The following is a 13,873-nucleotide window of genomic DNA, read 5'->3' as shown; positions in this document are numbered from 1 at the left end:
CGGCAGTGGGCCTGAACGGTGTCCGGGAGTCACTCGCCCGCCGGGTACCGGACGGCCTCTTCCCCGAGGCGACCGAGGTCGGCGGCTGGTGGAAACGTCAGAACAACCCGGAGGCCGGCCTCATCGGCGCCGACACCCAGTCGGTGGCACGCCGCGTCGCCTTCGTGGGCTCGGTGAAGTGGCGCGACGAGACCCCGTTCGGGGCAACGGACCTGGCCGAACTCGTCGCGTCGGCACAGCAGGTGCCGGGCGCGCAGGACGCGGCCCTGGTCGCGGTCAGCCGCCGGCCCCCGACGCGAGCGGCGGCCGAGGGGCTGGCCGCGCACTGGGGGCCGGAGGCCGTGATCGCCGCCTGGCGGTGACGCCGGGCGCTGCCTTCAGTTGGCCGACGCGTACGAGACGAAGTCCGCCCAGGCTGCCGGGGCGAAGCCGAGTTCGGGGCCGGGGATGTTCTTCGAGTCGCGGACGTGGACGGTGGTGGGGGCGGCGGCGACCTCGACGCACGAGGGGCCATCGTTGGTGCTGTAGCTGCTCTTGAACCAGGTCAGGCCGGAAGCACTTCCGGCCGAGGGCTTCGCACTCATGTCTCTCCCAGCAGTTTTTCGATGAAGATTCGTGAGAGCCGAGGCGTGAGCGCCTGGGCCCGGATCAAGCCGTACCGCATCTCAAGGATCTGGACTTCCCTGGGATCGCTGATCAGCCGACTGGTGAGCTGGACCTCGTTGTGCCCCACAGCCGTACCGTCAGTCAGCTTAAACACCCGGTGAGGGCCGCCCAAGCCCGCGTGCTCCTCGGTCTCGGTCGGCATCACCTGGATCTCCACATGCCTCAACATGCTCAGTTCCAGAAGGTGTTCGAGCTGCTGCCGCAACACCATTTTCCCACCCGTGGGGCGCCTGAGCGTGGCTTCTTCCTGTACGAAGGTCAGCAGCGGGGCGGGCCGACGATCGAAGATCGCCTGCCGGGCCATGCGTGCGGCCACCAGCCGGTCGACGTGTTCCTCGGTGAACGCCGGGCGCCGCTCCCCGTACAGGGCGCGGGCATACGCCTCCGTCTGGAGCAGCCCGTCGATCACACCGGACGCATACGAGCCCAACTCGACCGCGTCGGCCTCCAACTTGGCCAGATCGCGGACCTTCTTCGGATACCGCGCCTCCGCCACATCCCGCTTCATCGCGGCGATCTTGCCGTTCGCGCCCAGGGCCTCGTCCGCCCGGTCGAGGAACTCCGGCTTGGGAATCCGGGTGCCGGTCTCCACCTTGTAGACCAGGTTCTCGCCGTACCCGATCGCCTCGCCCAGTTCCGCGGCGCGCAGGCCCGCCGCCTCCCGCCAGAGCCTGATCTGCCGGCCGACCACGGCCATCACGGCACCCGACTCGTCCTCGGGGTCGACAGCCCAATCCGGTCCGTCCACCACGTCGTTGTCACTCATGCGGCATCCGCCTCCACCCGTTCGCGGCGCACCGGCGCTGTACGGCGTGGACAGGCCCGTACGACCGCTGGACAGTCACCGTCCGTATACGTGTCACTGCTTTTCAGCGTAGCGACGGACGGCCACGCTGAGTGACGTGAACCGAGAAATCACCCAACCGCGTGCACGCAGCGGCATGTTCGCCGTGCAGCTCTCCGCGACCCGCCGGGGCGCCCGGCTCGCCCGGCTCCTGGCGACGGAACAGCTCCGTTCCTGGGGGCTGCCGTCGGACGACGCGAGCCAGATCATCGCCGAGCTGGCGTCGAACGCGATGCTGCACGGTTACGTACCGGGGCGGGACTTCCGCATCCTGCTGACGGTCACCGGGGACACGCTCCGCATCGAGGTGGCTGACGCACGCGGGGAGCGGCTGCCCCGCGTACTGGAGCAGTCCGAGGCGTACGAGTCCGGGCGGGGGCTCCTCCTCGTCGAGGCGCTGGCCACGCGCTGGGGCGTCCGGCACGGGCCGTTCCCCCGGAAAACGGTCTGGGCGGAGATCGCCCTCACCGGATCGTAAGGAGCACGACGCGGTCGGCCACGACCCGGTGGGCCGCGTCCCGGCCGACCGCGACGCGGCGGCCCACGACGTAAAAGGCTTTTAAGTCCTTTGGGAAGAAGAAACTCTCCAACCAAACCCCACCCAACCCACCCCGGTGGACCTCAGCAGGCCCCCCGCGCGCTCACGCGGGCGCCCGTCACTCACACGGGTGAGGTTGGCCAACTGAGCTGGATTTCGCCCGGGTTGCCTGACATATGCTCGCGAAACCAACTTCAGACATGAGACGGCCCCCGCCGGGACTGACATCCCGAGCGAGGGCCTGACCAGCAAGGAAGCAAAACCTTCCCGATGGATAGCCAGCAGATTATCGCGCCCTCGCGCGCCTCGTCAGGCACCCCGTCAGGCGCCCCGCCCCGGGCTCGGCCCGGCGCCCGGTCCGATGCCCGGCCCGACGCCCGGTCCGGTGGTGTCTTACACGTCAACGTGCGCCACACCAGCCACTTCACGGTCGTGGGCAACCACCTGGCCCAGCACCAGGATCTCTCGCTCGTCGCGATCGGGCTCGCCACCCACATCCAGTCGCTGCCCGCCGGGGCGAAGGTCGGCATCAAGTTCCTGGTCGAGCGCTTCCCGGAGAGCGAGGCCCGCATCGCCGGTGCACTGCGGGAACTCGAAGAGAACGGCTACCTGAGGCGCGACCGCGAACGCCTGACCAGCGGCCGCGTGATCACGCGCACGACGTCGTACAACCAGCCGTGTACGCAGGCGATGGATCCGCCCGCACCGGCTCGGGCTCGGGTTCGGGCTCCGGTTCGGACTTCGGCTCCGGTTCGGGCTCCTGTTCCGGTTCGGGCTCCGGTTCCGGTTCGGGCTCCGGTTCGGGCTCCTGTTCCGGCTCAGGCTCAGGCCACAGCTCCGGTTCGGGCTCCGGCTCCGGTCCTGGTTCGGGTGCCAGTTGCCTCACCGGCCCCCGCACCCACTCCCGCCTCTGTTCCGACTCCCGCCCCTGTTCCTGTTCCTGTTCCGGCTCCGGCTCCGGCTCCGGCTCCGGCTCCGGTTCGGACCCTGGTTCGGGTCCCAGTTGCCCCACCGGCCTCCGCACCCACTCCCGCCCCTGTTCCGACTCCGGCTCGGGTTCGGGCTCCGGCTCGGGCTCCTGTTCCGGTTCGGGTCCCGGTTGCCCCACCAGCCCCCGCACCCGCCCTCCCGCTTCCGCAGACACTCACCCCGGACCCGCGCCGGGCCGCCTCGGCGGTCCTGCGCGGGCTGCGGCGCGAGGCCCCCGTACTCGTGCTCTCCGAGAACGACATCCGCAGCCTCACCCCGGCCGTCGCGACCTGGCTCGAACGCGACGCCGCCCCCGCGACGATCACCCGGGCCCTGACGACGGACCTGCCCGTCCCCCTGAAGTACCCGGCCAAGCTGCTCGCGCACCGGCTGAGCACCCTGCTCCCGGCCGCCGTACCGCCCGCACGGTCCTCCCCTCCCCCGGTGCCGCTCCAGAACTGCGACGACTGCGACCGCGCGTTCAGAGCGCCCGAGCCGGGCAGGTGCGGCGCGTGCGTCGCGGAGTCGTCCGTCACCACGTAGAGGCGATGGCTGCCTGCTCCCACGCCGAAGACTGCCGGACCCAGGCAGTGTGCGGAGGCTTGCCGCACCTGCATGCTGATGCCTGCCGACAGAGACGGGGGCCATCAGTGGCAGCGAACACAATCCGCGCCGTGACGCGTGCGCGCAGGGGATCGTTCCTGGCGGTGACGGTCCTTCTGCTGCCTTTCGGCGGCTACGGGCTGGCCAGGGCAGGGCTGGTCCCGGACGGAACGCCGATCGCGCTCGGTCTGCTGTCGCTGATCGCCGGTGGCGTCCTTCTGCCCGCCCTGTGTGAGGAGCGGGCCCCGTTCCGGCACTCCTCGTCGCACCTGATCGCGCGCACCCTGACCGGCGAACGGTCCGTCGACCTCAACCGGATCACTACCGTCCGGCTGCTAACGACCTTCTCGTACGGCAGCGCGTACCGGACCCTGCTGGTGCGCGACGCCGACGGGGTGGGGCTGGGCATCACCACCGAGAGAAGCCGCGGAAAGCTGCGCCGAGCGATCGAGAAGGCCGACGCGAACGCCGCGCGAGGCTCCGCCGGGCCCCGTGTGAGCCGCGCGGCTCGGGCACATCTGGGCCTTGCCCCAGGGCGGGGGCTGGTCGGCCACACGGTTCTCGCCTTTTTGGTTCTGACGGTGTCCGCGAGCCTCTACATGGCGGTCGTCCTCCGGCTCGGCGGGCGGTAGGACGAAAGGAACTGCGCCCGCGCAAGCAGGTCGTGAAGCTCAAGGAGCCCTGGAGGGAGGACCGGGCCCCAGCCGTCCCCGGTAGGGAGTCAACGGTTGCGGTAGCGGCCGGGCGTCTCGCCGACGAGAGCGGCAAAAGCCTCGATGAAGCTCGTCGGGTTGGACCAGCCGCAGGCGAGAGCGGTGTCCGTGACGGACTTCCCGGCGGCGAGCCGGGTGAGCGCGTGGTGGACGCGTAGCTGAGTGCGCCACTGATGAAAACTCATCCGGAGTTCCTGCGCCCACCACCTGCTGTGGTACGCGCTGCTCGCGCTGAGCGGCGGCATCGTGCTGCGTTCGGTCCCAGGAGTGTTCGCCCTGTTCGGCGGCACCCTGATCGCCGGTGCGGCCATCGCGGTCGGCAACGTCCTCATGCCGCAGCTCATCAAGCACGACTTCGCCGGCCGCGCCGGGCTGATACTCGGCTGCTACTCCCTGGCCCTGTCCGGCGGAGCCGCGCTCGCCGCGGGCCTGGTCGTCCCGCTGGAAGTCGGCCACCGGCTGGGGCTGGCGGCAGGTGCTCGCACTGTGGGCGATCCCGTCCCTCGTCGCCGCCCTCGCCTGGCTTCCCGAACTGCTCGCGCCGGACCGGCGTTCCCGGAACGGCCGACGACAGGAACCGGTGAAGCGAGAAGGAGCCGATGCCGCCGCACCCGCGCCCAGGGCGCTGTGGCGCGACCGCACCGCCCGGGCGGTGACCCTGTTCATGGGGCTTCAGTCCCTCGGCTACTACGCGATCCTCTCCTGGCTGCCGACGCTTCTCCAGGACCACGGCATGAGCGACAGCCAGGCCGGATGGATGCTCTCCTTCTCCAGCTTCCCCGGCATGGCCGCATCCTTCGCGGCACCCTGGCTCCAGCAGCGTCTGCGCCCGGCCTTCGTCGCGCCCCTGGCGGCCTCCTTGCTGTGCGCGACCGGCTTCGTCGGCCTGCTCACGTCCCCCGTGTCGGGCGCCTACCTCTGGTTGACCGCCCTCGGACTGGGCCAGGGCCTCGCCATCGGCTACATCGTCGCCCGCTCGCCCGACGCGCACCACACCGGCCGGCTCTCGACGATGGCCCAGGGGATCGGCTACCTCATCGCCTGCCTCGGCCCGCTCGGCCTCGGCCTGCTGCACTCCGCGAGCGGGGGATGGTCACTGCCGGTCGCCGCGCTGCTCGCCGTACTCGTCGCGCAGACCGCCGCGGCCTTCGGCGCGAGCCGCGACCGCCATGTCCTGGCGCCGTCCTGAAGGGGCCAGGGCCCGCCGCCACCCCCGGCAACGACCGTCCGGGACCCGACAAAACGGGGCCTGCCCGTCCCGCTGAAGTGCCCGGCCTCCGTCCCACCCACACCACCCTCCCCTCCCCCGGCGCCGCCGCGGAACCGCACGACCCCGTACCGACCCACCTCAGCACGCGCCTGCTCAACACAAAGCTGGTCATCCGCTACGTGAACTGGACGTTTGAGATGCGGTTTTGCGTCGCATTTCCCGCCGGGTCTTGAACCCACCGACCTCCTCGACCTAACCTGCCCACACATAAATGTGCGTATGCAAATTAATAGCGGGGGTTGGTGCGTGGCGTTCTGGATGGCGGCGGCATCCGTGTGGTGCGTGCTGCAGTTACTCCTGCTCACCTGGCCGGTGCGTGCGATTCGATGGCCCACCGTTTTCCTGGCCTTTGGAGTGGGCGCATACGGCAGCGGCTTCGCATCGGTGTTGGTCGAAGTCTTCGTCGCACGGCGTCTGGCGGGCTCCCGGGAGAGTTCGCTCCACAACGTACTGGACACAGTGATGTGGACTACGGCCCCGGCGTCCGAGGAGCTGTTGAAGCTGGCACCGCTCGCGCTTGCAGCCTGGACTTTGCGTCGGCGAATGCAGTGGGGCATGTCGGACTTCGTCGTACTGGGTGGCGCTATCGGTGCCGGCTTCGGGCTGTTGGAGGCGGTTGCTCAGTACGCGCTGGCACCGGACGCGGTGGTGCGTGGCATCGATGGCGGCTGGATGGTGGGAAGCGGCTTCTCGGCGCCGTTCGTCGCAGGCTTCCCAGAGTTCCTCGGACATTGGTTCCCCTCTCCGGTGGGCACAGTCGCACTCGGCAGTTTCGACATGAGCATCACAGCCGGGCATCACGTGGTGTGGTCGGCGCTCGGAGGCCTTGGGGTGGGGCTGCTCCTGCTCGGGCGCTCGTGGTGGGCGCGGCTGATCGGACTCGTGCCGGTCGTGGTGGCGATCGGGCAGCACATGGTGGTCAATTACGCGGCCGCCCGGCAGGGGGAGGCCGGCTGGCCGCGGGAATGGTACGACCGGCTGGAGGCGGCCGGCTGGTGGACCGTGCTGATCTGCATCGCTCTGGCCGTCACCTGGGACATCCGTGCGGGACGGCGGGGCAAACAGCTGGAGCCGAGTGTCCGGCTCGCGATGGAACGGAATGGAGGTTCGGCCGGTGTCACGCTGCTGACCTTCGCACTGCTGCGCCTGCCCTGGACTCCGGTGGTCGCGCTGGGTTACGCCCGCCAACGACGTGCGCTGCTGTACTCCGCAAGCCACCCACGAACCCACTCCGCACACCTGTCGGCTCTGCGTGAGCTGGTCACCGTTCAGACGGGACGCATGGATGCCGCTTCGGGTGAGGCCACTTGGAGAGGCATCGGCGTCCGGCAGGTCTGGCAATGGATTCGTGCCCGGTCGGGGCGCTGGCCATGGTGGGAGAAGCTTCTGCTGGTCGTCGGCGCGCTCCTGCTTGTCCCTGCCGGTGTACTGATGGCGGTGCGGGCTTTCCCTTGGGCACAGGGCTGGGAGGACTCCTTCGCCACGAGCACCGGCTGGCATCTGCTGGTCGCCACAGCCCTGGCCGGACTGCTTCTCGGACTGATCCGTCTGGTCCTCGCGATCCGCGGGCTACGTGCCGCACGCCTGGAGACACTGGCCGAGCCGCAGGTGGCGTCCGTACTGCGCGTGATGACACTGACGGGAGCCCTTGTCGCCGGTGGCCTGCTCTGGTCGCTCTCAAGCAATTTCGGTCCGGAGGGAGGCGTATTCGACCAGTACGAGACAGCCACCTTCCTCCTGGAAAAGATTGTCCAGCTGGCCCCCGCCCTGTTGATGGCGTTACTGATGTTCGCCGGCCCCTTCGGCATGCCGTTGGAACTCCTGCTGGGCGAGTCGATCGCCGGCGACCTGCTGATGATGGCGGGCTCGCGCCTGCTTGCCCCAGTGGCAGAACGGATCGCGGTCAGGGTGGCCGAACGTGAAGCGATGGCATGGGCACGCAATGCGGCCGGGCGCGGGCGAGGACTGTTCACACGCGCCCGGGACCGAATACGCCACGGCCGCACCGACCCCGTGGACCTGGCCACCGGGCGGATGTTCCTCCCGCTGACCGACATCGAACTGCCAGGAGTACTGCCCCTGGTGTTCACGAGGCGCGCCGACTCCGGCTACCGAGGCGGTCGCTGGTTCGGGCCCGGCTGGTCCTCCACGGCCGACCAACGTCTTGAGTTCGACGAGCAGGGTGTCGTCTTCTTCACCGAGGACGGGCTGCTCCTCACCTACCCGCACTCCGCCGCAGGTATTGAGGTACTGCCCGAGGACGGCCCACGCCTGCCTTTGCTTCAGGCCTCCGACGGCACCTACACGGTCACCGACCCGGACACCGGTCACGTCCGCAGGTTCACCCCGCACGACCAAGGCCCGGCACTGCTGACGGACCTGACCGACCGCAACGGCAACCGCATCACGTTCACCTACGCCCCCGACGGCACCCCGCTCGAAATCCAGCACAGCGGTGGCTACCGGCTCCGCCTCACCACCGCCGACGGCCGGATCACCGCCCTGCATCTGGCCGGGACCGAGCTGATGGCGTACGGCTACACCGGCGGCCACCTCACCGAGACGGTCAACTCCTCAGGTCTGCCCCTTCGGTTCGCGCACGACGACGAGGGCCGGATCACCTCATGGACCGACACGAACAACCGCTCGTACTCCTACGCCTACGACGACCGAGACCGAGTGACCTCCGAAGGCGGAGGGGGCGGGCACTACACCTTCCGCTTCACCTACGAGGGGGCCGATCCCGAATTTCCAGGCCTGCGCATCACCACACTGACCTCGCCGGAAGGAGCCGTCAGCCGGTATCTGATCGACGACCGTCATCAGGTCGTCGGCGAGATCGACCCGAACGGCACGGTGACCCGCACCGCGTACGACGACGCGGGGCGCACGATCGCGCAGACCGACGGGCTCGGCCGTACCACCGGCTTCCGCCATGATGGATACGGGCACCTGACCGGGGTGCTCCGCCCGGACGGTACCGAGATCACGGCCACGCTCGACGAACGCGGCAACCCGCTCCGGATCACCGACCCGGCCGGTGCCGTCTGGCACCAGAGCTTCGACCCGACGGGCCTTCGCACCAGCCTCACCGACCCGCTGGGCCACGTCACCCGTTACACGTACACCGCGAACGCCGCCCTGATCGCCGTCACCGACCCGTTGGGCGCCACCACACGCATCCGCTGCGATGCGGCCGGGCTCCCCACCGAGGTCACCGACGCGCTGGGCGCCACGACCTACTACCGACGCGACCTCTTCGGCCGCGTGGCCACCGTCATCGACCCCCTGGGCGCCGCTACCGCGTTCACCTGGTCGGTGGAGGGCCACCTCCTGCACCGCAGTGGCCCGGACGGGGCGACGGAGTCGTGGACGTACGACGGGGAGGGCAACCGCACCACCCGCACCGACGAACTCGGCAGGGTGACCCAGTACGAGTACACCCACTTCGACCTGCTCAGCGCGCGCACCGATCCCGACGGCGCCCGCCACACCTTCGCCCACGACGCCGAGGCCCGCCTCACCCAGGTCACCAACTCCCAGGGGCTGACGTGGAACTACGCGTACGACCCCGCCGGCCGTCTGCGGTCCGAGACCGACTTCGACGACCGCACGCTGACCTACGTCCACGACCAGGCAGACCAACTCACCGCACAAACCGACCCTCTCGGCCAGGTCACTCACTACACCCACGACCCGCTCGGCCGCGTCCTCACCAAGGAGGCCGCCGGGCAGCTCACCACCTACCGCTGGACGCCCACCGGCGACCTCCTCCAGGCGACTGGAGCGGGGACGGACCTGATCCGCGCCTACGACCGGACGGGCCGATTGCTCTCAGAAACGGTCAACGGCCTCACGCTGCGCATGAGCTACGACCCCGCCGGCAACCTGACACGCAGGGAGACACCTGCCGGAACCCGTTCCGTGTACACGCACGACCTCGCGGGACAGCGCACGGCCCTGACCACGGCCGGCCGCACCCTCACCCACCGGCTCGACCCGACCGGCCGTGAAACCGCGCGCTCCTGGCACGGTGCGCTCTCTCTGGTCCAGGACCGGGACAGCGCCGGGCGTATCACCAGCCAGACATACGCGACCACAGCCCCACTCCTGCACCACTCCTACACCTGGCGCAACGACGGCAGTCTCACCGCCACCGACGACACCCGCTACACCCTCGACACCGCCGGTCGCGTCACCCGCGTCCAGGCCACCACCTGGCAGGAGTCCTACGCCTACGACCAGGCGGGCAACCAGACCCGGGCCGCCTGGCCCGAGGCATTTCCCCACTCCGAAGCCACCGGTACCCGCGCCTACACCGGCACGCGCATCGACAGCGCGGGCAGCGTCCGCTACGAGTACGACGCCGCCGGGCGCACCACGCTCCGCCAGAAGACCCGTCTCTCCAAGAAACCCGACACCTGGCACTACACCTGGGACACCGAGGACCATCTCACCCACGTCACCACCCCTGACGGCACCACCTGGCGCTACACCTATGACGCCCTGGGCCGCCGCACCTCCAAACAACGCCTGGCCCACGACGCGGCGGTCGCCGACGAAACAGTATTCACCTGGCACGGCAACACGCTCATCGAACAGACCACCACATCCACGGACTGGCCCGGCCGCGAAACTCTCACCTGGGAGCACGACACCTCGGGCCTCACCCCCCTCACCCAGACCACCCACTACACCTCCGCAGCAGACACCCCCCAGTCCGAGATCGACACCCGCTTCCACGCGATCATCACCGACCTCATCGGCACCCCCACCCACCTCGTGGACGAATCCGGCCACATCGCCTGGCACGCCCACGCCACCCTCTGGGGCACCACCACCTGGAACCCCGATGCCACCGCCTACACCCCTCTCCGCTTCCCCGGCCAGTACCACGACCTGGAAACCGGCCACCACTACAACCTCCACCGCCACTACGACCCCGAAACAGCCCGCTACCTCACCCCGGACCCACTGGGCCTGACACCAGCACCCAACCCGGTCGCATACGTACACAACCCGCACACTTGGGCCGATCCGCTGGGGCTCGCGCCCGGATGCCCGGCAGGCGGTGGAGCAAACGGAGGCCGCCTGGCTCAGGAATCCGGAGACTCTTATGAGGAATTCCTCGTGGGCCATCTCGGTGGCGGAAGAGGGTTCTTCGAGCGATTGCCATCCGGCGGAAACACTCGTCAATTCGATGGCGCATTCATTGACCGTACCACCGGGCGCGGGACCTGGTACGAGGCGAAGTCAGGTAGATTCTGGGAGGACACACTGGCCAACCCCAAGCGCTTGGCGAAGTTCAAGGGCATAGAGGGAGAAAAGATTGCGATAGCCCAGGCAAAGGGGATCGACTACAGGATCATTTCAGAGAAGCCGATCCCTGTCGAATTCACGTCCTGGTTCGAAAAGAAGGGAATTCCATGGATGGTGACCCGACGTTCCTAGGATGCAGTCGAGACCATTCTGACCCACTGCATTCCTTATTACAGTGCAGCAATAGGCACCCCTCCGTGAACCGGAGCATCTTTTAGGAGATTATTTCGATGGGACTTTGCTTGTTTCCCGAGGATGGGAACACGGACGGGCCGGACGCATGTTTTTCGTACCATGAATTCTCCTCGTTCCGCAGACACCTGGCTTCAGCAGAAGGTATCGCCCTGGACGCAATGCAGGGGTTCGGTGGCGACTCGTCGTGGGACGATTTCACCACCGTCCTTGAACCGCTCCTCAACCACCCGGATGATCACGGGAGGAGCATTTCATTCGAAGAATGCAGTCTTATCCTGCCGCGCCTTGAGGGCCTGCTGTCCGATTTGATGCCGACTTCGGATACCGGCCCCGAGGTCCGCAATCTGACCACACAGCTCAACAATCTTATCGTTGTACTAAGAGTTTGCGTGCAAAATCAGGTCGCGCTGGGTTTCATTTAGACGAGAGAAATCAGAATATATTACGCTTCCCACGCACCCGCTTCGCGCCATTCACAGCAGCCCTTGGAGCGGGAGCGGGGACCAGGGGCCGGTGAGCTCTTCGGTGAACTCGAAGCCCCGGGAGAGCCGCGTCTCGTACGTCTTGCGGCAGTCGTCCGTGGCGAGGATGAGCCAGCCACCACAACAGTCGTGGAGATGAATGGTTCACGACCGAGCGGGAGATGTGTCACCTGGACATCACCGAGGCGTCTGAAGCGGAGAGGGCTACGTTCTGGCGCGGCACTGCACATGGCAAATTCGGTCCCCATCAGGGGTACGAAGCAGGGGCCGTCAGGTGGATTCCTTGCGCGCGAATTCCGGCGGAATACTCGGAGCGCGCAGCCTCACCCCGGGCCGCGGTAGCGGCGCCCGATGAGCACACCGGGCGCCGCCGCCGCACGTCCTCAGGCCGGTGAGGTCACCGCGCCGCCGAGGTGCCGGGCGAAGAACCGGACCGCGCTGTCGGCCTCGAACCTCGGCATCTCCCCCTGCTTGCCCGCGTTGGCGTGCAACGTCTTCTCCGTCGAGGCGAAGGCGTCGAACAGCGCGAGGCCGGCCTCGCGCGGGATGTGCTCGTCATCCCACTGCATGGCGAACTCGATCGGAACGGTGATCTCCTTCGCCTTCGCGGCCACGGCCTCGGACCAGTACAGGCCGAAGGCCGCAGCCGTGATCCTGGGCTCGGCCGCCACGAGCGGCACCCCGGTCGCGGTGCCCATCCTGACGCCGAAGTAGCCGACCGGGCCGCCGGTGCCGATCTCCGGAAGCTCCTGGAGCGCGTCCAGGGTCGCCCGCCACTCGGGCAGGGAGAGCTCCGCCAGGTGCTCGTTGTAGCGCACGACGATCGGGCTCACCGGCTCGCCCGTCGCCCACGCCTCGGAGAGGGCGGCCCGTTCCTGCTCGTCGTGCGCGGTGCGCGGCCGGTCGCCGTGACCGGGCGCGTCGATGACGGCGACATGAAAGCCGCAGTGGTTCACGAGACGGTGGGCGCGGCCCGTCATCGCCGGGTGCTTCTTGTGCTTGGCGCCGTCGTGGCCGATCAGGACCAGGGGCGCGCGATCGGCGCCGGCGGCCGGCGACCAGAGAACCCCGGGGATGTCACCCACGGTGAAATCGCGCTCGACGATGCCGTTCGTCGTCGACTCGGCGGTGAATTGCAGAGAGTACATAGGTGTTGCCTTTCCGGAGTGCCTTGTTGTCGAGGCGCTCCCGGCGACACCTACGTCAATCGCCCGACCGTGACGGCAAGGGGGAGCACCCACATCGATACGTTCATGGGTCTCACCTCCTCGGACGGTGTCGCGGTCACCTGCAAGCTACCAGCCCCCTCCGATCCCGCCCACTCATTTTCCCGGCACGCGATCACGGCTCCGGACGGGCGCCGGGGCGCGGTCGGCTGACAGCCGAGACCTCCCAGGTGCGGCCTGCGAGGATGACGTCATGCTGCAGGTGTCTCAACGGTGCTCGACGCCGCGCCGAGTGGCACGGGCCGCGCAGGTCCGGGCCTGGACCGTGCTGCCCGACCACGCCTCCGTGAACTGGCACGAGGACGGCGCCACCGATGTCGCCGCGGCCCTGCTGGACCGGGGAATCGGCGTCGAAGCCGGCATCTGCTCCGGAACTCCCGCGGCACAGCGCTTTCTGGACCGGCCCGGATCCGGCCGGGTCCTGCGCGTCCTCGCCGAGGTCACCGAGACCACCCCGCAGGACGCGCTCCTCGCCGCGGCCGGCCTGCTGGACGCACTCGAATCGGCTGCCACGCCGATCCTCCTGCACGGCGAGGACGCCGCCGCATGGCCCGTCCTGCGCCTTGCGGCCTCCCGCCGCCTGGATACCCGGACCGGCCTGGAAGACGTGCTCCACCTCCCCGACGGCACCCTCGCCCCGGGCAACGCCGCCCTCGTCCGTGCAGCGCGCGAGATCATCCGGCACACACCGCGGGGCATGCCTTACTGATCGTTTCGGTTGAGTCGAGTCGTGGGTCTCGTGCTCGGCTGTCTTGGGCGGCAGGTTTCCGGGGTGCCTGCTGATCTTGTTCCTGACGACCTGTGGGAGTGGGTGGCCCCGCTGTTGCCCCCGCTCCCGAACGGCGCCGCCGCTATCCCGGGCGGCTGCGTGATCCCGACCAGGCGGCGCTCGCCGGCGTCATGTACGTGTTGCGGACGGGTGTCGCGTGGCGCGATGTTCCTGCGGGGACGGTGGGCTGTTCCGGAGTAACGGCGGGCCTGCGCGGCGGGCGCGTTAGTCGGACGCAACCAGGACGCAACCGGCTCCCGATAGGTTGCGGCTCCCGCG

Annotated in this window: 10 protein-coding genes and 4 pseudogenes; 9 read left to right on the top strand and 5 right to left on the bottom strand. The window is 68.8% G+C overall.

Annotated features, from left to right (window positions below; all coding sequences use genetic code 11):
* Nucleotides 1-5: 5 nt before the first annotated feature.
* Complete coding sequence (locus tag ACIO3R_RS25355) at nucleotides 6-362, top strand: hypothetical protein (protein WP_402108934.1); 357 nt, start codon at nucleotides 6-8, stop codon at nucleotides 360-362.
* A 15-nt stretch (nucleotides 363-377) separates the two neighbouring features.
* Here ACIO3R_RS25355 and ACIO3R_RS25350 read toward each other — a convergent pair whose 3' ends face one another.
* Both ACIO3R_RS25350 and ACIO3R_RS25345 read right to left on the bottom strand, forming a co-directional pair.
* Entirely contained in the window at nucleotides 378-584 is a 207-nt protein-coding gene (locus ACIO3R_RS25350) for a DUF397 domain-containing protein (RefSeq protein ID WP_402108931.1), read from the bottom strand.
* A complete protein-coding gene (locus tag ACIO3R_RS25345; protein ID WP_402108928.1) occupies nucleotides 581-1,432 on the bottom strand; it encodes a helix-turn-helix domain-containing protein in 852 nt (283 codons plus the stop codon). Before ACIO3R_RS25345 ends, ACIO3R_RS25350 begins: the two co-directional genes overlap by 4 nt.
* 136 nt (nucleotides 1,433-1,568) lie before the next feature.
* On the opposite strand from ACIO3R_RS25345, the gene ACIO3R_RS25340 reads away from it, so the two are divergent.
* The 3 genes from ACIO3R_RS25340 (at nucleotide 1,569) to ACIO3R_RS25330 (ending at nucleotide 4,252) form a co-directional block, all read left to right on the top strand.
* Nucleotides 1,569-1,988 carry an ATP-binding protein gene (locus ACIO3R_RS25340; protein ID WP_402108925.1) on the top strand — a complete coding sequence of 140 codons (420 nt, stop codon included), beginning with the start codon at nucleotides 1,569-1,571 and terminating at the stop codon, nucleotides 1,986-1,988.
* Nucleotides 1,989-3,260: 1,272 nt separating this feature from the next.
* Nucleotides 3,261-3,560, top strand: coding sequence for a hypothetical protein (locus tag ACIO3R_RS25335; RefSeq protein WP_402108922.1), 300 nt, complete (start codon nucleotides 3,261-3,263; stop codon nucleotides 3,558-3,560).
* Between the two features lie 131 nt (nucleotides 3,561-3,691).
* The gene (locus ACIO3R_RS25330; protein ID WP_402108920.1) at nucleotides 3,692-4,252 is read left to right on the top strand and encodes a hypothetical protein; all 561 of its coding nucleotides are present in this window, start codon (nucleotides 3,692-3,694) and stop codon (nucleotides 4,250-4,252) included.
* A gap of 89 nt (nucleotides 4,253-4,341) precedes the next feature.
* On the opposite strand, the pseudogene ACIO3R_RS25325 reads toward ACIO3R_RS25330, so the two are convergent.
* Nucleotides 4,342-4,545, bottom strand: a pseudogene (locus ACIO3R_RS25325) (helix-turn-helix domain-containing protein); the annotation flags it as partial.
* Between the two features lie 263 nt (nucleotides 4,546-4,808).
* Here ACIO3R_RS25325 and ACIO3R_RS25320 point away from each other — a divergent pair.
* From ACIO3R_RS25320 to ACIO3R_RS25310, 3 genes are all read left to right on the top strand, one after another.
* The gene (locus ACIO3R_RS25320) at nucleotides 4,809-5,522 is read left to right on the top strand and encodes an MFS transporter (protein ID WP_402108917.1); all 714 of its coding nucleotides are present in this window, start codon (nucleotides 4,809-4,811) and stop codon (nucleotides 5,520-5,522) included.
* A gap of 636 nt (nucleotides 5,523-6,158) precedes the next feature.
* Nucleotides 6,159-11,054 carry a DUF6531 domain-containing protein gene (locus ACIO3R_RS25315; RefSeq protein WP_402108914.1) on the top strand — a complete coding sequence of 1,632 codons (4,896 nt, stop codon included), beginning with the start codon at nucleotides 6,159-6,161 and terminating at the stop codon, nucleotides 11,052-11,054.
* A gap of 98 nt (nucleotides 11,055-11,152) precedes the next feature.
* A complete protein-coding gene (locus ACIO3R_RS25310) occupies nucleotides 11,153-11,539 on the top strand; it encodes a hypothetical protein (protein ID WP_402108911.1) in 387 nt (128 codons plus the stop codon).
* A gap of 90 nt (nucleotides 11,540-11,629) precedes the next feature.
* On the opposite strand, the pseudogene ACIO3R_RS25305 reads toward ACIO3R_RS25310, so the two are convergent.
* Both ACIO3R_RS25305 and ACIO3R_RS25300 read right to left on the bottom strand, forming a co-directional pair.
* Nucleotides 11,630-11,719: pseudogene (locus ACIO3R_RS25305) on the bottom strand (VOC family protein); the annotation flags it as partial.
* 263 nt (nucleotides 11,720-11,982) lie between these two features.
* Complete coding sequence (locus tag ACIO3R_RS25300) at nucleotides 11,983-12,747, bottom strand: alpha/beta hydrolase (protein ID WP_385028707.1); 765 nt, start codon at nucleotides 12,745-12,747, stop codon at nucleotides 11,983-11,985.
* Between the two features lie 301 nt (nucleotides 12,748-13,048).
* Between ACIO3R_RS25300 and ACIO3R_RS25295 the strand changes: the two are divergent.
* Both ACIO3R_RS25295 and ACIO3R_RS25290 read left to right on the top strand, forming a co-directional pair.
* Nucleotides 13,049-13,534, top strand: a pseudogene (locus ACIO3R_RS25295) (3-keto-5-aminohexanoate cleavage protein); the annotation flags it as partial.
* Between the two features lie 21 nt (nucleotides 13,535-13,555).
* Nucleotides 13,556-13,809 (top strand): annotated as a pseudogene (locus ACIO3R_RS25290) (transposase); the annotation flags it as partial.
* Nucleotides 13,810-13,873 lie beyond the last annotated feature (64 nt).

It is taken from the genome of Streptomyces sp. NPDC087428 (assembly GCF_044744085.1).
Classification (GTDB): Bacteria; Actinomycetota; Actinomycetes; order Streptomycetales; family Streptomycetaceae; genus Streptomyces.
Note: the sequence above shows the minus strand (reverse complement) of the source record. Positions and strands in the feature narration are given on the sequence as shown.